The organism is Campylobacter concisus (assembly GCF_902460705.1).
Classification (GTDB): Bacteria; Campylobacterota; Campylobacteria; order Campylobacterales; family Campylobacteraceae; genus Campylobacter_A; species Campylobacter_A concisus_Z.
The window spans coordinates 238,482-256,962 of the sequence record NZ_CABPUP010000004.1 but is presented as its reverse complement, the minus strand read 5'-3'; the positions used below and the strand labels follow the sequence as shown (position 1 = coordinate 256,962).

17 protein-coding genes and 5 tRNA genes are annotated in these 18,481 nt (G+C 39.7%); 10 read left to right on the top strand and 12 right to left on the bottom strand.

What is annotated here, in order from left to right; translation table 11 throughout:
* Positions 1-300 precede the first annotated feature (300 nt).
* From F3G75_RS07545 to F3G75_RS07530, 5 genes are all read right to left on the bottom strand, one after another.
* A tRNA-Ser gene (locus tag F3G75_RS07545) sits at positions 301-390 on the bottom strand.
* A 59-nt stretch (positions 391-449) separates the two neighbouring features.
* Positions 450-605 (bottom strand): hypothetical protein, encoded by a 156-nt coding sequence (locus F3G75_RS09330; RefSeq protein WP_181001695.1) that lies wholly within the window; start codon positions 603-605, stop codon positions 450-452.
* A gap of 33 nt (positions 606-638) precedes the next feature.
* Positions 639-712 (bottom strand) — tRNA-Cys (locus F3G75_RS07540).
* Positions 713-718: 6 nt separating this feature from the next.
* Positions 719-805 (bottom strand) — tRNA-Leu (locus F3G75_RS07535).
* Between the two features lie 8 nt (positions 806-813).
* Positions 814-888, bottom strand: a tRNA-Gly gene (locus tag F3G75_RS07530).
* 106 nt (positions 889-994) lie between these two features.
* Between F3G75_RS07530 and F3G75_RS07525 the strand changes: the two genes are divergently transcribed.
* The 6 genes from F3G75_RS07525 (at position 995) to F3G75_RS07500 (ending at position 5,444) form a co-directional block, all read left to right on the top strand.
* Positions 995-1,070 (top strand) — tRNA-Ala (locus F3G75_RS07525).
* Between the two features lie 213 nt (positions 1,071-1,283).
* Entirely contained in the window at positions 1,284-2,408 is a 1,125-nt protein-coding gene (locus tag F3G75_RS07520; RefSeq protein WP_149717118.1) for a PepSY-associated TM helix domain-containing protein, read from the top strand.
* 71 nt (positions 2,409-2,479) lie between these two features.
* Positions 2,480-3,502, top strand: coding sequence for a ribonucleotide-diphosphate reductase subunit beta (locus F3G75_RS07515; RefSeq protein ID WP_149717117.1), 1,023 nt, complete (start codon positions 2,480-2,482; stop codon positions 3,500-3,502).
* Positions 3,492-3,983: a hypothetical protein gene (locus F3G75_RS07510; protein ID WP_148799493.1), complete on the top strand. Its 492-nt coding sequence runs from the start codon at positions 3,492-3,494 to the stop codon at positions 3,981-3,983. The genes F3G75_RS07515 and F3G75_RS07510 overlap by 11 nt, the downstream gene beginning before the upstream one ends.
* A complete protein-coding gene (locus F3G75_RS07505) occupies positions 3,984-4,751 on the top strand; it encodes a carbon-nitrogen hydrolase family protein (protein ID WP_149717116.1) in 768 nt (255 codons plus the stop codon).
* 60 nt (positions 4,752-4,811) lie between these two features.
* Positions 4,812-5,444, top strand: coding sequence for a protein-L-isoaspartate(D-aspartate) O-methyltransferase (locus F3G75_RS07500; RefSeq protein ID WP_148799489.1), 633 nt, complete (start codon positions 4,812-4,814; stop codon positions 5,442-5,444).
* Between the two features lie 36 nt (positions 5,445-5,480).
* Here F3G75_RS07500 and F3G75_RS07495 read toward each other — a convergent pair whose 3' ends face one another.
* The 5 genes from F3G75_RS07495 to pyrG form a co-directional block, all read right to left on the bottom strand.
* Positions 5,481-6,065 (bottom strand): hypothetical protein, encoded by a 585-nt coding sequence (locus F3G75_RS07495; protein WP_149717115.1) that lies wholly within the window; start codon positions 6,063-6,065, stop codon positions 5,481-5,483.
* Between the two features lie 222 nt (positions 6,066-6,287).
* Positions 6,288-8,285 carry a TonB-dependent receptor domain-containing protein gene (locus F3G75_RS07490; RefSeq protein ID WP_149717114.1) on the bottom strand — a complete coding sequence of 666 codons (1,998 nt, stop codon included), beginning with the start codon at positions 8,283-8,285 and terminating at the stop codon, positions 6,288-6,290.
* Between the two features lie 226 nt (positions 8,286-8,511).
* On the bottom strand, positions 8,512-10,086 hold the full coding sequence (gene recJ / locus F3G75_RS07485) for a single-stranded-DNA-specific exonuclease RecJ (protein ID WP_149717113.1): 1,575 nt from the start codon (positions 10,084-10,086) through the stop codon (positions 8,512-8,514).
* Positions 10,087-10,438: 352 nt separating this feature from the next.
* The gene (locus F3G75_RS07480; RefSeq protein ID WP_223154455.1) at positions 10,439-11,056 is read right to left on the bottom strand and encodes an NAD(P)H-dependent oxidoreductase; all 618 of its coding nucleotides are present in this window, start codon (positions 11,054-11,056) and stop codon (positions 10,439-10,441) included.
* 39 nt (positions 11,057-11,095) lie between these two features.
* A complete protein-coding gene (gene pyrG / locus F3G75_RS07475; RefSeq protein WP_149717112.1) occupies positions 11,096-12,730 on the bottom strand; it encodes a CTP synthase in 1,635 nt (544 codons plus the stop codon).
* A gap of 125 nt (positions 12,731-12,855) precedes the next feature.
* On the opposite strand from pyrG, the gene F3G75_RS07470 reads away from it, so the two are divergent.
* From F3G75_RS07470 to F3G75_RS07455, 4 genes are all read left to right on the top strand, one after another.
* Complete coding sequence (locus tag F3G75_RS07470; RefSeq protein ID WP_021091886.1) at positions 12,856-13,071, top strand: DUF4492 domain-containing protein; 216 nt, start codon at positions 12,856-12,858, stop codon at positions 13,069-13,071.
* A 1-nt stretch (position 13,072) separates the two neighbouring features.
* Positions 13,073-14,608 (top strand): cytochrome ubiquinol oxidase subunit I, encoded by a 1,536-nt coding sequence (locus F3G75_RS07465; protein WP_149717111.1) that lies wholly within the window; start codon positions 13,073-13,075, stop codon positions 14,606-14,608.
* Positions 14,601-15,725 carry a cytochrome d ubiquinol oxidase subunit II gene (locus F3G75_RS07460; protein ID WP_149717110.1) on the top strand — a complete coding sequence of 375 codons (1,125 nt, stop codon included), beginning with the start codon at positions 14,601-14,603 and terminating at the stop codon, positions 15,723-15,725. The genes F3G75_RS07465 and F3G75_RS07460 overlap by 8 nt, the downstream gene beginning before the upstream one ends.
* A gap of 265 nt (positions 15,726-15,990) precedes the next feature.
* A complete protein-coding gene (locus F3G75_RS07455; protein ID WP_149717109.1) occupies positions 15,991-17,760 on the top strand; it encodes an aryl-sulfate sulfotransferase in 1,770 nt (589 codons plus the stop codon).
* Between the two features lie 35 nt (positions 17,761-17,795).
* Here F3G75_RS07455 and F3G75_RS07450 read toward each other — a convergent pair whose 3' ends face one another.
* Positions 17,796-18,146, bottom strand: coding sequence for a hypothetical protein (locus tag F3G75_RS07450; protein ID WP_149717108.1), 351 nt, complete (start codon positions 18,144-18,146; stop codon positions 17,796-17,798).
* A 74-nt stretch (positions 18,147-18,220) separates the two neighbouring features.
* Positions 18,221-18,349 (bottom strand): hypothetical protein, encoded by a 129-nt coding sequence (locus F3G75_RS09525; RefSeq protein ID WP_262481485.1) that lies wholly within the window; start codon positions 18,347-18,349, stop codon positions 18,221-18,223.
* Between the last annotated feature and the right edge of the window lie 132 nt (positions 18,350-18,481).

The window sequence follows — 18,481 nt, the reverse complement described above, 5'->3', positions numbered from 1 at the left end:
GTCTTAAATTCTTTATTCAATATTATTAATTTTACATATATTTATACATAGGATTACGACCTATTATGTATTTTGGATGTGCTACTACAAATATTATTTTGAGAATTTAAGATAGCCAAAAAATCAAATATAAAAACTCTTAAACTTCCCCTTATCTTACAATGTCTTGCTTTAAATAAGAAATTTACTGATATTTTTAGTTCTAGTAAATTTTGGACTAAATTTTTATAAAAACTTTCTTATAGGCATTATGAATAATAAATCTAGGAATACTTTATAAAATATACAAGGAATTAGAGGTGGCCGGGAGATAGGGATTCGAACCCCAGGAGGCTTTCACACCTCAACGGTTTTCAAGACCGCCGCTTTCGACCGCTCAGCCATCTCCCGAACTAAAAGATTTGTGATTATAACCAACTTTGCTTAAAATTTACTATAATCTCTAAAATTTACTCTGTTTTTTCTTTAATATATGTAGCTCCATCATTTATCTTTTCTTTAGTCCATTCTTTAGCATTATGAGTATCTTCTTTTACTCCATGCCAAGTATTTGAACAACCAGCTACAAAAAATGCTATATACGCTGCTAAAAGTAAATTTCTCACTTTTTATTCCTTAGAGTAGTTATTTTTGAAGTTTGGAGGCGACACCCGGATTCGAACCGGGGATCAAAGCTTTGCAGGCTCATGCCTTACCACTTGGCCATGTCGCCATATCGTGGTGCCCGAGACCGGACTTGAACCGGTACGGTAAAAACTACCGAGGGATTTTAAGTCCCTTGCGTCTACCATTCCGCCACTCGGGCTAAGTTACTGGAGCGGGAAACGAGATTCGAACTCGCGACCCCAACCTTGGCAAGGTTGTGCTCTACCCCTGAGCTATTCCCGCGTTAAAAGTTGCAATCTTATCCAAAAATTGCTTAAAAATTTATTTTGCAAGATGTAAATTTCAAAATATTGTAAGCCATAAAAAGATAAAATGCCAAAATCTATTTGGGGTTATAGCTCAGCTGGGAGAGCGCTTGAATGGCATTCAAGAGGTCGGCGGTTCGATCCCGCTTAACTCCACCATAAATCTAAATACATCTATCATTATTTATACCTTTTGCAAAAATAACTTTTTACAAAAAAAGATGCCAATATGCAAAAATTTAATGAATAATTGATATCAAGACCCTTATCAACATTAGTAAAAGTTAATAACTAAAAAATAATTTTATAAATTTTTATCTTGCTTTAACAAAAAATAAAATAATATTCGCTATTAAAATTCAAAGGAAAAAAATGTTTTTAAAACGAGGAAAAATCATCTTCAACATCCACCTAATAATTGGACTAATTGCGGCTATTCCGCTAATATTCATGACTCTTTCAGCACCATTTGCGTCTTATAGAGAAGAGATCAAAAGTGCAATAAATAAAAATTTTATCAACCTAGTTCCTAGCGAAAAAACAAATTTAAGCTTAAATGAACTCCTAGCTAAAGCAAAAAGTGAGATTCAATTTGATACGCTTGAAAGCTTACAAATAGGTGGAACAAATGAAGCTTATCGTATAAGCATTACAAAGGATAAAAAACAATTAAATTTCTTCATAGATCCAAGAAGTGGCGAAGTTATTAGCGAGGACTGGGGTGAGAAATTTCGTATCATTATCTTAAGTCTTCATAGAAATTTAGGCCTTGCCCTGCTTGATAGCAAAGTCCCAGCCGACATCGGCAAGCAAATAGTCGCCATTAGCTCTATCATCATGGCTTTGCTTGCTATCAGTGGACTCATCCTCTACGCACCAGCGATCAAGCGAAATTTCTTAAATTCTCTAAAAATTAAGCCAAAAGCAAAGGGCTATGCCTGCTTCTACAATCTTCACACCAGCCTTGGCACCTACGTGGCGATCTTGCTTGTAGTGATGTCACTAACTGGACTTTACTGGTCTTATGGCTGGGTCAGAAGTGGCGTAAATAGTATATTTTTTGATCTAAAAACAGCTCCAATGAAAAAAAGTCTACCGCAATCAAATTTACTCCCAATAAACGACGAGAAATTTAAAGAGATCGAGGCTGTGAAGCAAATTTTTAAAGATAACGTCACACTAGAGCTAAAATCGCTCACGATAAACGTGCCTGAAAATAACCAAACTACCTACACTATAAACTACGAAACTAGCGAGAGCCAAGTGGGCAAGCTAAAGCTTGACGCGAGCGCTGGCAAGATCAAAGAGAATAAACTTGTTAGCAAGTCTGAAAGCATCCCAGAGGTAAAAAAGGCTGGTCGCAAAGTACTTAGCCTGCATACTGGTGAGATGTTTGGCGAGATCGGCCAGATCATATTTGCAGTATCATGTGTGATCGCAGTTTTACTAATAATAACTAGCTTTTTGATGACCATAAAAAGGAGCAAAGCCATCTAAATAAAAGTAAATTTTTACCTTGCTTTGGGTAAGATTTTAAGAAATTTTTACCACAAACAAGAGAGAAATTTATGAATAGAAAACGCATCTACAACCCAAGTTCAAATGAAAATTTGACCGACAGAAGAGTCTTTAACGGCAACCCACACGGCATTTTAAATTTCACCAAGGCAAAATACGAGTGGGCGTTAAAGCTTTGGGACCTCATGGAAGCAAACACTTGGTTTCCAAAAGAGGTCGACACCACAGACGACGTGCGTGACTACGCCTACAACCTCACGGAGGCTGAAAAGCGCATGTACGACCTCGTCTGGAGCCAGCTCATCTCGATGGATAGCTTTCAGACAAATAACCTAGCTGACAACATCAACCCTTACATCACCGCACCAGAGATTAACGCCGTGCTAAGCCGCCAAGCCTACGAAGAGGCAAACCACAGCAAGTCTTACGCTGTCATGGTCGAGGCGATCTGTGACAACACCGACCTCATCTACGAGATGGAGAAGCACGACGATGTCTTGCGTGAGAAAAACGACTACATCTCAAGTGTCTACGAGGAGCTTGCAGGAGAAGTGACTGACGAGAAGCTACTTCTTGCGATGGTTGCGAACCAAATTTTGGAGGGGATATATTTTTACAGTGGCTTTACAGCGATCTACGCTCTAGCTCGCGCTGGCAAGATGCTAGGCTCAGCACAGATGATCCGCTTCATACAACGCGACGAGATCACGCACTTGCTTTTGTTTCAAAACATGATAAATTCGGTCCGCAAAGAGAGACCTGACCTTTTTACTCCTGAGAATGAGGCAAAAATTTATGATATGTTTGAAAAGGCTGGAAATTTAGAGATAAAATGGGGCAAATACATCACTCAAAATCAGATAATGGGCTTTACAGACGATATCATCGAGCAGTATATCCACTATCTCATCGACCAGCGCCTAGTTGCGATCGGCCTAAAACGCAAATACAACGTAGCTCACCCTATCAAATGGGTCGATGACTTTGCGAAATTTAACGATCAAAAGTCAAATTTCTTTGAAGCAAAGGTGACAAACTACAGCAAGGGAAGTATCAGCTTTGATGACTTTTAAAAAAGGCATCTTAGCCCTTGCCTGCGTGCTTTTTGTGGGGTGTGCGAGCAGTAGCAGCCAGAGGGCGATTGACATAACAAATAAGGATCTATTAAATAGTTTTAACCCTTACATACTTGTCAAAACAGACGAAACCAAATATGCCATCATCTACCAAAGCATGCCAGCTGGCGATATCCAGCCAAGCCTTGCGCCTATTGGGTCGGCTCTTTTTGTCGATGTTTTAAAGCAGATAAATAGGGTATGTAACTTTAAATCCGCCGACCTAAAAGAGACTAGAGTGGTATATTTTGACGATAAAACCTCGTTTTCGTATGAAGTCTGGGTCTTTAACGACCCGCTTTCAGAGCGTGATAACAAGACTACGGCCATAACAGTTTTGCTAAAGCCAACGCCTGAAATTGGCGGGACGGATATGGATTTTAGAATTCCGGAAAATTGCCATGCGCCAAAGCAAACTATATTTGTATTTGGAAAATAAATGAGCGAAATTTTAAACCTAATAAGCCTAACTTTAAAGGCAAAAAGTGCTACCGAGCGGCTAGATGAGCTTGCAAATTTAGTTGAAGCAGCGCCTGAAAACTCGCTTCTGCTTGCAAGTGAGCTTTGCATCAGCGGATATGACTTTGACGGTTTTTTTACTGGGGCGAACAAAGCGATGCTTGGTGGCATGATAGGTAGCTTTGATGCGATGCTACTTGAGCGCTTGCAAGAGGCACTTAGCCCAGATAAATTTCTTGGTTTTACGCACCTTACCAGCCTAAATAAAAGCGCAGGGCTCGCTCAAATTTCAAATTTAGCCCCACACCAGGCAAAAATTTATAATGAATTTTTGCTTCTTAACTCAAATAACGTCTTTCATTCACAGTTTAAGGCTGAGCTCTTTAGGCCAAATTTGGAGCACGAGATCTTTGCCGCTGGCGAGGTAAGCGAGATAAATGCTTTTAATTTTAAAGGGCTAAAACTTGGCGTGCTGATATGCTTTGAGCTGCGTGATAGCAGGCTCTGGGCGAAGCTAAAAGGATGCGACATCATCATGGTACCAGCCATGTGGGGTAAGGCCAGAGAGGATGCCTACCTTAGCCTTTGTAAGGCGCTTGCCATTGCAAACAACTGCTACGTCATGATCTCAAGCTCACTTGATCTAGAACGTGCTGGGATCTTTTTGCCAGATGGCACGCTAGAGCAAAGCGCGGTTTTTGACGCAAATTTGATCACACAGATAAAGAAAAATTTAGGGCTTTTATAAATTTTAAGATAAGCTTTAAATCGTATAATAACGATTTAAAATTTGTTTAGGAAAGAAATTTTGACCCAATTAGAAGCGATAAAATGCCAAAATTTAGCTAGCGACATAGCCGACGAGATCACGCTAAGCCCACTTTTATTTGACGCGATATCAACAACTGAGCGTGAAATTTTTGTACCCATCACCGCCCATGCTTATAAGCTTGACGCGCAGCCAATCCTTGGCAACCAGTGGATCAGCTCGCCGCTAACCGTGGCAAAGATGACAATGGCACTAGAGTGCGAAAATATGGACAACATCCTAGAAATAGGCTGCGGTAGTGGCTATCAAGCAGCGATACTAAGCAAGCTCGCGCATAGAATTTTTAGCGTCGAGCGTATAGAGAAACTAGCCATGGAGGCCAAAAAACGCTTCGAGACGCTAAAGATCAAAAACGTACACGTAAGATATGATGACGGCAACAATGGCTGGCGAAGCTACGCACCATTTGATCGTATCTTGCTCTCGGCAGCTGCTGATGAGATCTCGCCAAATTTATTTAAGCAGCTTAAAAATGGTGGAATTTTAGTAGCTCCAATGAAAAAAGATGGCAAGCAATTTATTGCTAAATTTAAAAAAGATAAAGATGGAAATCTAGAAAAAGAGTACTTGGATGAGTGCCTTTTTGTGCCACTTCTTGAAGGTAGAGAGTAACCTAAAATAAGGCAAAGCCTAAGCCTTGCCTAAAGGTTAGAATTTATAAGTATAGCCTGTATAAATTCCTATAGTCGTATCTCTTAGCTGAGCTCCGCTATTTTTCTTATAAAAGGTCTTATCAGCTTTTAAGCCAAACTCGATCGCATTATGTTCGTCAAATGAGTAGATACCGCCCGCTTTTGCGCCAACTAGCAAGCCTTTGAAATTCTTCTTACTTGTTTCGTTATTAAATCTCTCTCTAACGCTCAAGTAGCCAAGACCTGTATATCCACCAAGAACAGCTTTAAAATTTTCAGTGATACTTGGTGTATAATCAACACCGCCTAAAAATTTATGCTTACTCCATTTTGCATCTGATTCACCAGCATTTTTCCTAGCTTTAAAGTCATAATAATAACCGCCATAAGCTCTATAGCTGTCAAAATCATAACCGCTATAAAAGCCAAGACCATAGTGACCTTTTTTGAAGTTATTTTTCTCACTACTTGCTATGTTTTTTGTTTTGATTTTTGAGTTAAACGAATAATCACCTTCACCACCAACAAATGTGCCTTGAGCTAGTGCTGCTGAGCTTACCAAAGCTAGAATTAAGCTTGATTTTACAAGTAAATTTTTCATACCTCTCTTTTAAAAAATTTCTGAGGTTTTACATCCAAGCTTTTAATCTATATAAAATTTAAATTTAATAAGAAATTTTATACCAAGTGCCAATTTATTACTAATAGTAAATGTAGTAAACGTGGGTATTATTAAGAAGATAAGAGCAGAAATACTTAAATTTAGCACAGCTTTAGGGCAAATCCTAAGCCCATAGCTATGCCAAATTTATTAAGTTATGCCCTAAAAATATACCTTAAATTTCGCCCAAAAGCTTCTGCCAGGCTCATAAAGCCTCGTGCCGTTCGGGATAGTCTCGTAGCCTGCGATACCGCCGCCGTAGCCGCCTTTTGAGTTATGATAGGCGTATTTGGCGTCGTTTAGATTCTCCGCCGCTAGCAAGAATTGATAATTTTTGTATTTATAGCCCGCACTTAGTCCTAGCGTCCAGAAGCTATCACTTTTGCCAAGATCCATGCCGCCCACGTCGCCGTAGCCTTTTTGCGCGCGGTTTTGCGACGCGTTAGCGTAGAAGTCGGCTTTGACGAACCAGTCTGGCTTTTCTAGGCCGGCGCTTAGTTTAAACGTTAGAGGAGAAACCTTAGGCAGCGCGTCGCCGTCTTTTAGTCCGCCTGCGTTTTTAGTCACCTTGCCGTAGACGTAGGATACGCCCACCCCCAGTCTAAATATATCGGCCAGTAGCGTATCGCCCTCGATCTCGCCGCCGTATAATAAAGCATCGGTATTAAATACGTTTGAAGACATGCCCATAGGATTATATTTTATCATTATGTAATCATCCATCTTCGAGACGAAGAAATTCGCATTTAATTCGTAATTTTTATCTTTTAGCACTGCGCCAAAATCCAGCTGAGTATTTTTTTCTTTACGTAGCTCTAAGTTCGGGTCCTTATTTGTTTCCCAGTGATCAGGCAGTCTTTGTGCATGCCCTAGCCCTGCATAAAGCGTTAAATTTTGCAAATATTTTTCATACCTAAAAAAACCAGATAGTAAATTTTCGCTCCTATTTTTATGTGTTAGTAGCTGTTTTCTTTCGCCAACATCCAGCCTAAGTCCGCTAAAAAGCCCGTAGTCGTTTTCAAGGACGTATTCATTTTGAGTATATATCGTTTTATATGTTACTTTACGTTGTTTTACATGTGGTTTTGATAGGGCGGCATCCATTTCGGCTTTAGGCACGCCGGATCCGCCCTTTCCGGCGCCTCGCCATTTAAATGTATCCTGCGAATATCCAGCACCAAGGTAGCTCGTTAGATTATCGAAATTTAACTCTCCCTCAACCTTAAAGCCGTACATATCTCGTATCGGGTGACTGATGCTATATCCCTTGCCGCGCCCCGTGCCCGGCACCACCGGACGCATGGTAAAGTTGTCCATTATGTGATCGATTTGATGATAGTACGAGCTTAGCCTGATCTTGTGCTCGCCGATGTCTTGTTCAAATTTGAGTCCGAAAGATTTACGGTCAAACTGTATGCCGTCCCTCATCCTGTCGGCATACGCCGCTTCGCCCTTGCCCAGATCCGCGCTTAACTGCAATGCGGTAGTTTCCGTGGGCGTTAGCGTACCTACGAGCGAGACGCTGTTGCGTTTATAGTGCGTATGCATTTTCTGCCCACCGCCGCTTTTATAGTCGCCGCTCTCATAGTGTCCGCCCGAGACCTCTAGGCTACCCAGCTCGTTACCCGCCGCTACGTCCGCGGTAGTTTCAAACCGCTTAAAACTACCGCCCAGCACGCTTACGTTTCCTCCGAAGCTCGGTTTTGACAGCCTTACTATCTCTCTATCGAAAAATATACCGCCGCTAATGAGCGCGCCGTATCTGACGTCTTGCGGGCCTTTTACGATACGAACCGAGCTGTAGTTTTGCACCGAGATGTAGGTAATGGGCGTGTCCATGCGCATGCCGCAGCCACCGTTTAGCGTGCTACCGTCGATTAGTACCGGCAGCCTAGCCGCCGTCTGCGAACGATAATAAACCTCGCTGCCGCCTCCGCCCTTGCGCTCCATCGTAAAGCCGCTCAAATTTAAAAGCGATTTAGCGATGTCGCCATTTTCTAGTATCGCGCCTTTGACAACTATTTGAGCCTTTATCGGTTCGTCAAGAACAGACTTTTGTATCTTTGCGGAAACGGTAACCGGAGCCAGGTCTATCGTTTCTTCAGCACCAAGCATTAAATTTGGTACTAAAGCAAATGCTAAAACGTAAGAAATTTTCATGTTTAGTTCTATGAAATTAATATTTAAAATTAAAATTAAAGCAAAAATAAACTTAAATAAAGTATAAATATTTATATAACATTAATTTTACAATACAGAAATTTGAGTCAAATAGTATTATTTTAGTTGGACTGCATTAAATATATAAAGAAACGATTTTGGTGAATTAAAACCGAAGCAATCTCGGTTTCATTAAAATTTTAGCATTATAAAACCGAGATAAAATTTATAAAATCTCTTTTATGAGTAGCTGTGGGGTAACAAGTCCACGGAATGAATTTTTTGATATACAAAAGATAATATCTATCATCTCGCCCACTCTAGCGTGTTTCGTAAAGTTAAAAAATAGAGCCTCAAGTGTTTTATTATCCTTTTGCAAGATGAGCTTTAGGTGATTTTGATCTCTTCCTATAAGTCTTTCGTTTTTAACAAGAGCATTTTTTATCTTAAAGACCGGACGAGGGTTTTTCTGTCCGTATGGCTCATAAAATTCTAAAATTTCAAGCAGCTCAAAGTCTATCTCGCTTGGCATTATGTCACCAAGTAGCTCGTCCGAGCTTTTGCACTCTTGCATATTTAGGCATGAGCAACTTTTATTTATCGCTTCTTTAAATTTCACCAAATTTTCAGGCGCAAGAGTTAGCCCTGCTGCACCTTTGTGACCGCCGTAGCTTGTTAGCAGATCTTCGTGGCTTGCTATAAGAGATAAAATATCAAGCTTACCAATGCTTCTAGCACTACCTTTTGCACGACCTTTATCGATGCTAAAGATAATAGCTGGCTTTGCAAAGTGCTTTGCAAGGCGGCTAGCTACGATGCCTATCACACCCTCATGCCACTGCTCTCCCCAAGTGATGATGACTTCATCGTCTTCTTTTACGTCCTTTAGCGAGCACTCAAAGAGTTGGCGCTCCTCCTCTTTTCTGGAGTTGTTAAATTCGATAATGGTATCAAGGTAGTTGTAAGCCTCTTCGATGCTCTTTGCACGCAAAAAGTTAAATGAATTCATCGCATCATCCATGCGTCCGGCTGAATTTATAAGTGGGGCTATAAGAAAGCTAATATCATCGCACTCAAATTTTTCCTTACCATAAAACTCTTTTATAGCGTGAAATGCGGAACGCTTAGACGCATTTAGCTTACAAATACCAAGGCGAACAAGTATTCTATTCATATCTCTTAGCTCCATCATATCAGCGATTATTGCGATAGCTAAAAGCTCTAGAAATTTACTCATATCGTAATTTAGTCCAAAAACATCCTTTAGCGCTCCAACCAAATACCAAGCGACCTCAGCGCCACAAATTTCGATATTTGGGAAGTTGCAGTCTTCTTGTTTTGGATTGATGATCGCATAAGCTTCTGGGAGAACAGCTGGAGGCATGTGATGATCAGTGATAATAAGATCGATGCCTTTTTCTTTACAGATAATGGCTGCATCGTTTGCAGAGATGCCATTATCAACGGTGATAATCAAGCTTACATCAGCTGAGAGTTCATCTATTATCTCAGGATTTAGCCCATATCCATCTTTAAATCTATTTGGAATTTTTACTAGGTAGTCTTTTACGCCAAGATCATCAAAAAACTCAGCCAAAATTACGCTCGAAACAACACCATCAACATCATAATCGCCCACAATGGCTATACGCTCGTTTTTCTCGATCGCTTCTTTTATGCGATTAGCACCTTTGTAAATATCTTTTAAGGCACTTGGTGTCGGAATTTCACTAATTTTTTTATGTATGTCGTTACAAAATCTATGCGCTAGTAAATTCCTTATATCCTCTTTATTTAGCATGGTTTTGGTAAGAATTTTTGAAGAACTTACCAACTTTATTTAATGCCACTTGTTCACTTAAATTTACACCCATATTGCCAAAAATTTGGCTATAAAAATACTTCTTTTTCATCGCAATCTTTCGTCTTTATTTTGAATGCTTGGATTATATCTTTTTGAAATTTAATTTCTTATAATTTTAAATGAAAGTAAGATTTTAGGGCAAATGGCAAGCTTAAAAACTTTGTTAAATTGATAGTCTTTACAAATTTGGCACACTAAAAACGGCAAGTATTAGCAAAATTTTATACAATTAAATTTATAAATTTTTAAATGCTTTATGCCATAAAGCTTAAACCATTTTTATAAAAATTTATTCCAAATTTCTCAAAAACTCTGCGTATTCTCTGGCGCCGCGTTCTATTTCGCTGTCGCTTGATACGTAGTCTACGCCCGGAGTCTCCTCGGCGCCGTAAAATGCGAAAAAGTCGCGGTAATCGGCGTGAAAATAGTATTTAAACGCAAGCTCAAACGGCGTAAGAACCTCGCGCAAGCTAAAATGATAGCGTCCTTGCGGGCAGTAGTCGCTCTTTTTGATGCCTGCGGTCACGGCTAGCGCTACCTTGCGCCCCGCTATGCCGTCTGAACCGCGTCCGTAGGCAAAACCATGCGTCATCACCGCGTCGATCCATGATTTTAAAATCGGAGGGCAGGAGAAGTTGTGAAGCGGAAACTGCAAAACGAGGGCGTCGTGGGCTCTGATGAGCTCTTGTTCGCGTGCGGCGTCGATGTTGCCGCCTGCGTAAACCTGCGTCAAATCATGAACGCTAAAGCGCTGCGGCTCTTTGAGAGCCTCTTGTAGCAGGCGTTTGTTTATGACCGAGCTTTGGATGTCAGGGTGGGCTAAGATGATTAGAGTTTTCATTTTTCTCCTTAAAAATTTATAGAAAGAAGTGGGATTTATTTGGCAAATAATTGAATAAAACAGCAAAATTTTTAAAAGAATTTTTAGAGCCAGATGGCTCTAAATTTAAGATTTGACGTTTTCTAAACTTGCCTTTATGAAGCCTAATATCACAGGATTTGGCTTAGTTAGACGGCTAGTAAATTCAGGATGACACTGCACACCCACAAACCACGGATGGCCTTTTAGCTCGATAGCCTCTATCAGTCCATCGCTCTCGCCACTTATTAAAAGACCATTTTTCTCAAAAATTTCTTTGTATTTTGGATTTGCCTCGTAGCGGTGGCGGTGGCGCTCTTTGACACTTTTTGCATTGCCATAAATTTCAGCTAGAAGTGTCTTTGGTTTTATCTCACAGTTATATGCTCCAAGCCTCATCGTGCCGCCAAGCGGGCTTGTGTGCGTTCTTATCTGTTTTTTGCCGTGAGCGTCGATAAAGCTATCGATTAGATAGATGATAGGGTTTTTACACTCTTTGTCAAATTCCATAGAATTTGCATCCTCTAAGCCCAAAACATCCCTTGCAAACTCAATGAGTGCTAGCTGCATACCAAGGCAAATTCCAAGATAAGGGATCTTATTTTCACGAGCAAATTTTATAGCCTGCATCTTGCCTAAAACGCCCCTCTCGCCAAAGCCGCCAGCGACCAAGATGCCATCAACGTCTTTTAAAAGCTCATTTACATTACTCTCTTCTATCTTTTCGCTATCTATCCAGCGTAAATTTACCCTAGCATCCAAATTTGCTCCAGCGTGGATAATGCCCTCAGTTAGGCTCTTGTAGCTCTCTTTTAGATCGATATATTTACCTACAAATGCTATTGTAGTTTCATTTGTTGGAGCGATTATCCTTTTTACTAGGCTATCCCACTTTGCCATGTCTGGTTTTAGCTCGCTAAAGCCTAAATTTTCAGCGATTGGAGTTAGTATGTCTTGCTTTAAAAATGAAAGCGGAATTTGATAGATACTTGCGCTGTCTAAGCTCTCTATAACGCAGTTTTTTTCAACACCACAGCTTGCTGCGATCTTATCTTTTAGCTCGCGGTTTAGTGGCATTTCAGATCTGCAGATGATAATATCTGGCGTTATGCCTATACGTCTTAGCTCGCCCACGCTATGCTGGGTTGGCTTTGTCTTTAGCTCGCCAGCCACTTTAATAAATGGCACAAGCGTTAGGTGGATATTTAGCGCTCTTTTTTTGCCAACTTCCACCCTTAGCGCTCTTATCGCCTCTAAAAATGGCAAGCCCTCGATGTCGCCAACAGTTCCACCGATCTCAACGATTAGTACGTCTTTACCTTCGCCTGCTTTTTTGATGCGATCAACGATCTCGCCAACGATGTGAGGGATCACTTGTATAGTCTTTCCAAGGTAGTCGCCGCGGCGCTCTTTTTCTATAACAGAGCTATAAACTCTACCTGTTGTGAAGTTATTATCTTGGCTTAGGCTCTCATCTAAAAATCTCTCGTAGTGACCAAGGTCTAGATCTGTTTCAGCACCATCGTCTGTGACAAAGACTTCGCCGTGTTCTAACGGGCTCATCGTGCCTGGATCTACGTTGATATATGGGTCAGCTTTTAAAACACTTACTTTTAGTCCGGAATTTTTTAAAAGAGTCGCGATAGACGCAGCTGCAATGCCTTTTCCAAGTGAGCTTAAAACACCACCTGTGATAAAAATGTACTTCGTCTCTTTTGTCATTAAATTTCCTTAAATTTATTTATTTTTTAATTGCGGATTATACCCCTTAAATATTTAGTAAGGCATTAATCGTATAAATTTTAAAAATTATTCTTTAAGTCTTTTTGTTATAGACTTCAAGAACTATGATAAAAAACTACCTAAACATCATTGCCTCTTTATATATAGAGGGCTTTAAAAACATGAAAATAGGCAAAAAATTATGGCTTCTCATAATAATAAAGCTTATCATCATGTTTGGAATTTTAAAAGCCTTCATCTTTAACGAGACTCTAAATACCAAATTTCAAACCGACGAAGAAAAAAGCGAATTTGTAATTCGTAATTTAATAAAGGAATAAAATGTCTGAGATGGATTTTGTTGACTGGTCTAGGGCTCAGTTTGCGCTGACTGCCATTTACCACTTTTTGTTTGTCCCACTTACTTTGGGGCTAAGTTTTATCATCGCCATTATGGAGACGATATATGTCAAAACTGGCGATAAAGTCTGGCTTGAGATAACGAAATTTTGGCTAAAGCTCTTTGGTATAAATTTCGCTATCGGTGTGGCTACTGGTATCATCATGGAGTTTGAGTTTGGTACAAACTGGGCGAATTACAGCTGGTTTGTCGGCGATATTTTCGGCGCTCCTCTTGCGATTGAAGGCTTGCTCGCATTTTTTATGGAGAGTACATTTTTTGCCATTATGTTTTTTGGCTGGGAAAAGGTTAGCAAGAAATTTCACCTGCTTTCAACTTGGCTTGTTGCGATTGGTTCAAATTTAAGCGCGCTTTGGATCTTAATCGCAAATGGCTGGATGCAGTATCCAATAGGCATGAAATTTACCCCAGATACTGCAAGAATGGAGATGGAAAATTTCTTTGAAGTCGCGCTAAATCCTCTTGGCATTAGCAAATTTTTACACACAGTAACTAGTGGCTACACCATCTCGGCTATCTTTGTGATAGGAATTTCTGCTTGGTTTTTAATCAAAAAACGCTACATCTTGCTAGCTAAAAAAAGTATCGTGGTTGCTAGCGCATTTGGCCTTATCACATCGGCATTTTTGCTACTTAGCGGCGATGAGAGCGCATATTTTGTAGCTCAAAAGCAGCCTATGAAGCTAGCAGCCATGGAGGGACTTTATAAGGGCGAGAAAAATGCTGGTCTAGTTGCTGCTGGTATTTTAAACCTAGCTAAAAAGCTTGGCGACGAGAGCGAGCCATTTTTGCTTGAGATAAAGGTGCCTTACGCACTTGGCATCATGGCAAACAGAGAGCTTGACTCATTTACACCAGGCATCAACGACCTACTTTATGGCAACAGCGAGCACAATCTAATAAGTGTAGAAGAGAAGATGGCAAAGGGTAAAGTAGCTATCGAAGCTCTTAAAAACTACAAAGAAGCCAAAAAAGCAAATGACGATAGCCTAATGAAAAGCTCGCTTTCAAATTTAGAGAGCAACCTAAATTTCTTAGGATATGGCTATCTTAAAGACGCAAAAGAAGCTGTGCCACCAGTTGCGCTTACATTTTATAGCTTCCATATTATGGTCGTACTTGGCACTTACTTCATAGCTCTTTTTGCTATCACTCTTTATCTAAATCTTTCAAGAAAATATAAATTTGAAAACATAAGAGCGTTTTTGTGGATCTGCCTCTTTACTATACCGCTTGGCTACATCGCGGCTGAAGCTGGCTGGATAGTAGCAGAGGTCGGTCGTCAGCCATGGGTGATACAAGATCTCATGACCGTTGGCGTTGGAGCTACGAATTTAGCAGACTCAAATATCAAAATTTCATTTATATTATTTGCTGTTTTATTTACGGTCTTGCTGATTGCTGAGATCAAAATCATGCTTAATCAAATAAAGATAGGATTTAACGACCATGCATAGTTTAAGCTTAGAAAATTTACAAATTTATTGGTGGTTTATAGTTAGCCTTCTTGGCGGACTTTTGGTCTTTATGATGTTTGTTCAAGGTGGGCAGTCGCTAATCTTTAGCCTTGGCAAAGACGAGCTTAAAAAAGATATGCTCATAAATTCTATCGGTAGAAAATGGGAGCTTACATTTACAACGCTTGTTATGTTTGGTGGTGCATGCTTTGCGGCGTTTCCACTATTTTACGCTACTAGCTTTGGTGGCGCTTACTGGGTTTGGCTGGCTATTTTATTTTGCTTTATCGTCCAGGCTGTAAGCTACGAGTACCGCAAAAAGCCTGATAACTTCTTGGGCGCTAGAACTTATGAAATTTTCCTTTTCATAAATGGCTCACTTGGTGTTATTCTTATTGGCATGGCCGTTAGTACATTTTTTAGCGGCAGTGACTTTGTGCTAAATGAGCACAATTTTGTCGAGTGGAAGACTCCATTTCGCGGTCTTGAAGCTTTGGCAAATCCTTACTTGTATTTACTTGGCATAGCAATGTTTTTCCTATCTCGCGTAGGCGGCTGCTTATATCTTATGAACAACATCGCTGATGGCGAATTTATACAAAATGCTAGAAAACAGCTACTTATCAACACCGTGCTATTCTTGCCATTTTTCCTAGGATTTCTTGCTTGGATACTTACAAAAGATGGCTTTGCATACGACGCAAACGGCGTAGTTAGCCTTATGCCTTACAAATATGCTATAAATTTGATCGAGATGCCTATCGTTGGTATATTGCTTCTTATTGGCGTTGTTTTGGTACTTGTTGGAATTTTCCAAGGGGCATTTACAAAAAGCATACGTGGAATTTTTGCTTACGGCGTTGGCGTTACGCTTGCTGTTACTGCACTATTTTTGATAACTGGACTAAATGGCACTGCATTTTATCCGTCATTTAGCGACCTTGCTAGCTCGCTAACTATCAAAAACGCAAGCTCTAGCCACTATACACTTGGCGTTATGGCTTATGTTAGCTTGCTAGTGCCAGTAGTGCTTGCTTATATCATCGTCGTCTGGAGAGCGATAGATAGCAAGAAGATCACACAAGATGAGATCAAAAACGATCATCACGCATACTAAGGATTATAGATGTTAGAAGCAGGAATTTTTTTAATACTTTGGCCAGTGACACTATTTGCTAGCTATAAATTTGTTCTTTTTTCTCTTAAGAAATTTGACGCAAATAACTAAAATTTAGGGGCTTTTGCTCCTAAATTCTTCTTTTTATTTTTACTCTTTAAAACGACTTCTTTATAAATTTATTTAAGCCACTTTTCATATAAGCGTTAGTTCTGTGTGAAATTTGGGTAGTAAGATATCATTAAATTTTATTAAAGGAGCAAAAATGAGCAAGAATTTCTTAGGTTCTGTTGCCCTTGCGGCTGTTTTGGTTAGTGGTCTTAGTATAGGCATCACGCCACTAGAGGCTGGAGTCCTGGCTCATCACGTAAAGGTTCAAGGTGAGCTTGGATCAGTCTTTATAAATCCATATGACGTATCACCTCTAACTGCTATCATCGATAGAGCTGGCAAAGACATCAAAGATATCCACGTCAAAGTAAAAGGCAAGCCAGATGGCGGTATCGACATCGACTACAACGTCTCAGAGCATGCCCTGCTTACGCATGATGGTGTGCCTATTTGGGGACTTTACCCTGACTATCTAAACGAGGTCATCGTTAGCTACACATTTAATGGAGCTAAAAAGGTAGAAACATATAAAATTTATGCCCAGCCTATCGTCACATATAGCCGTGATTTTAGATTTTCTCACATGCAAAAGACTCGCGTAAAAAAGGTCGATCCTGCCTTTAAAAACAGGCTCTATCTCATAAATAATACAATTACAAGTGTCTATAAACCGCTTGATTGGAAAAATGGTGGAGCTGCTAGCTGGAATGACTTTACCGAAAACTACATCGTAGATACCAAGGGTGAGGTTAGATGGTATCTTGACTATCAGAAATTTTACGACCGCAGCGAGAGAAGAGTGATGGATGGAGGCATGATGATGGGCTTTCATCAGCTAAAAAATGGCGATATCAGCTTTGGCATGGCTCAAAGATATCTAAGATATGACCTTATGGGAAAAGAAATTTATAATCGCCCGCTTCCAAGAGGCTACATCGATCTAAGCCATGAAGTTATGCCATTAAAGGACGACCACGCACTTCTTAGAGTTGGCAAATACAACTACCACCACAAAGATGGCAAAATTTCTCACACCATAAGAGACCACATCATCGAGGTCGATAGCACCGGTAAGGTGGTCGAAGAGTGGGATCTAAATGAAATTTTTGGCAACAACGTCTACCGCAGCAACCTTATAAAAGCGCTTGACGCAAGAGCTGTTTGCCTAAATATCGATATGGACGCAAAAGAGATCAAGATAAGCGACGATCAGCCATTTGGCGACATCACCTCTACTGGCACAGGTAGAAACTGGGCTCACGTAAACTCTATCTCATATGATGAGAGCGACGATAGTATCATCCTCTCACTTCGCCACCAAGGTATCGTTAAAATCGGCCGCGATAAAAAAGTAAAATGGATACTAGCTTCACCTGAGGGCTGGAGTGAAGAATTTAAAGCCAAAGTGCTAACTCCAGTCGATAGCAAAGGCAATAAGATAAAATGCGAAAACTCAAAATGCGAGGGCGAATTTGACTGGTCATGGACTCAGCACACTGCATGGCTAACGCCAAGATACGATAACAAAGGCAGTATAAAACACCTAAGCGTATTTGACAATGGTGATGCAAGGGGCATGGAGCAGCCAGCCTTTAAAGAGGATAAATACTCTCGTGCGGTTGAGTACAAGATAGATGAGAAAAAGGGCACGGTTGAACAAACTTGGCAGTTTGGCAAAGAGCGTGGCTTTGACTTTTATAGCGCAGTTACTAGTAATGTCGAGTGGCAAAAAGATAAAAATACCTACTTCATCTCAAGCTCGAATGTAAATTTGCTCCGTCCTGACAAGACTATCAAAATGGTTTTAGTAGAGATCGATCCAAAGACAAATGAGATCAAATTTGAGATGGACGTGGACTCTGCTTCAAGAGACGATGTTGCTTATAGGGCGATGGTTATTGATCCGGAGGTATTTAGTTATTAGCAGTATCTGGTGTGAGATTTTTCTCTCACCAGCTTTTAGTTGTTGTTTTGAAATTTATAGATTGCTTCTTTGATTCTAGTAAGGTTAAAATTTATCGCTCGCTCTAGTTCTGGCAAGTCTATATCTTTATCAGTTTCAAATGCTTTTACCATATCGCTTAGCTCTTTTGTCTCATCACTTGCAAGAACTGTGCTTTTAAAATTATCATCGTCTATCTGGTCAAATTTTAAAAAGATCGATGCAAATTTATCTTTTAAAATTTCTTTATTTAGCTTTCTATTTTCTAAAGCTTTCTTTGTTCCACCATTTTTATTACAGGTTCTAAATATCGAATCTATTGTTTCATTCACTTCATCAAGTAAAATTTCTGTTTTTTCACTTTGCATATAAAACTCTCTTAACTATAAATTAAATTTAAAATAAAAACTAATCGCTCTTGTTTTGGAGATTAGAAGTTGTTTTACTTCTTTGCGTAAAAAGGAAAAATTAAAGTTGTATTTGTGAAGTTATTTTCATAAAAGTTTGCGCCAGAATTTAAAATTTTAGTTTGCATTGGCATCACTTTTATGCCCTCTATTTTTGCGATCATTTTCTCATCCTTGTTAAAAAATTTTATCGCATTGTATAAATTTTCATAAGTCTTGTAAATTGTACCAAGGTACAATAAAGCCCTATAAATCAATATTTATAACACATTGATAATATTTTTACGTTATTATTT

What these genes read in the sequence shown, in the direction of transcription:
- F3G75_RS07455 (WP_149717109.1), top strand. Translation starts at nt 15,991, where the DNA reads ATGAGCAAGAATTTCTTAGGTTCTGTTGCCCTTGCGGCTGTTTTGGTT.
- F3G75_RS09525 (WP_262481485.1), bottom strand. Translation starts at nt 18,349, where the DNA reads ATGATCGCAAAAATAGAGGGCATAAAAGTGATGCCAATGCAAACTAAA.
- F3G75_RS07470 (WP_021091886.1), top strand. Translation starts at nt 12,856, where the DNA reads ATGATAAAAAACTACCTAAACATCATTGCCTCTTTATATATAGAGGGC.
- pyrG (WP_149717112.1), bottom strand. Translation starts at nt 12,730, where the DNA reads ATGACAAAAGAGACGAAGTACATTTTTATCACAGGTGGTGTTTTAAGC.
- F3G75_RS07465 (WP_149717111.1), top strand. Translation starts at nt 13,073, where the DNA reads ATGTCTGAGATGGATTTTGTTGACTGGTCTAGGGCTCAGTTTGCGCTG.
- F3G75_RS07520 (WP_149717118.1), top strand. Translation starts at nt 1,284, where the DNA reads ATGTTTTTAAAACGAGGAAAAATCATCTTCAACATCCACCTAATAATT.
- F3G75_RS07490 (WP_149717114.1), bottom strand. Translation starts at nt 8,285, where the DNA reads ATGAAAATTTCTTACGTTTTAGCATTTGCTTTAGTACCAAATTTAATG.
- F3G75_RS07505 (WP_149717116.1), top strand. Translation starts at nt 3,984, where the DNA reads ATGAGCGAAATTTTAAACCTAATAAGCCTAACTTTAAAGGCAAAAAGT.
- F3G75_RS07510 (WP_148799493.1), top strand. Translation starts at nt 3,492, where the DNA reads ATGACTTTTAAAAAAGGCATCTTAGCCCTTGCCTGCGTGCTTTTTGTG.
- F3G75_RS07460 (WP_149717110.1), top strand. Translation starts at nt 14,601, where the DNA reads ATGCATAGTTTAAGCTTAGAAAATTTACAAATTTATTGGTGGTTTATA.
- recJ (WP_149717113.1), bottom strand. Translation starts at nt 10,086, where the DNA reads ATGCTAAATAAAGAGGATATAAGGAATTTACTAGCGCATAGATTTTGT.
- F3G75_RS07495 (WP_149717115.1), bottom strand. Translation starts at nt 6,065, where the DNA reads ATGAAAAATTTACTTGTAAAATCAAGCTTAATTCTAGCTTTGGTAAGC.
- F3G75_RS07450 (WP_149717108.1), bottom strand. Translation starts at nt 18,146, where the DNA reads ATGCAAAGTGAAAAAACAGAAATTTTACTTGATGAAGTGAATGAAACA.
- F3G75_RS07515 (WP_149717117.1), top strand. Translation starts at nt 2,480, where the DNA reads ATGAATAGAAAACGCATCTACAACCCAAGTTCAAATGAAAATTTGACC.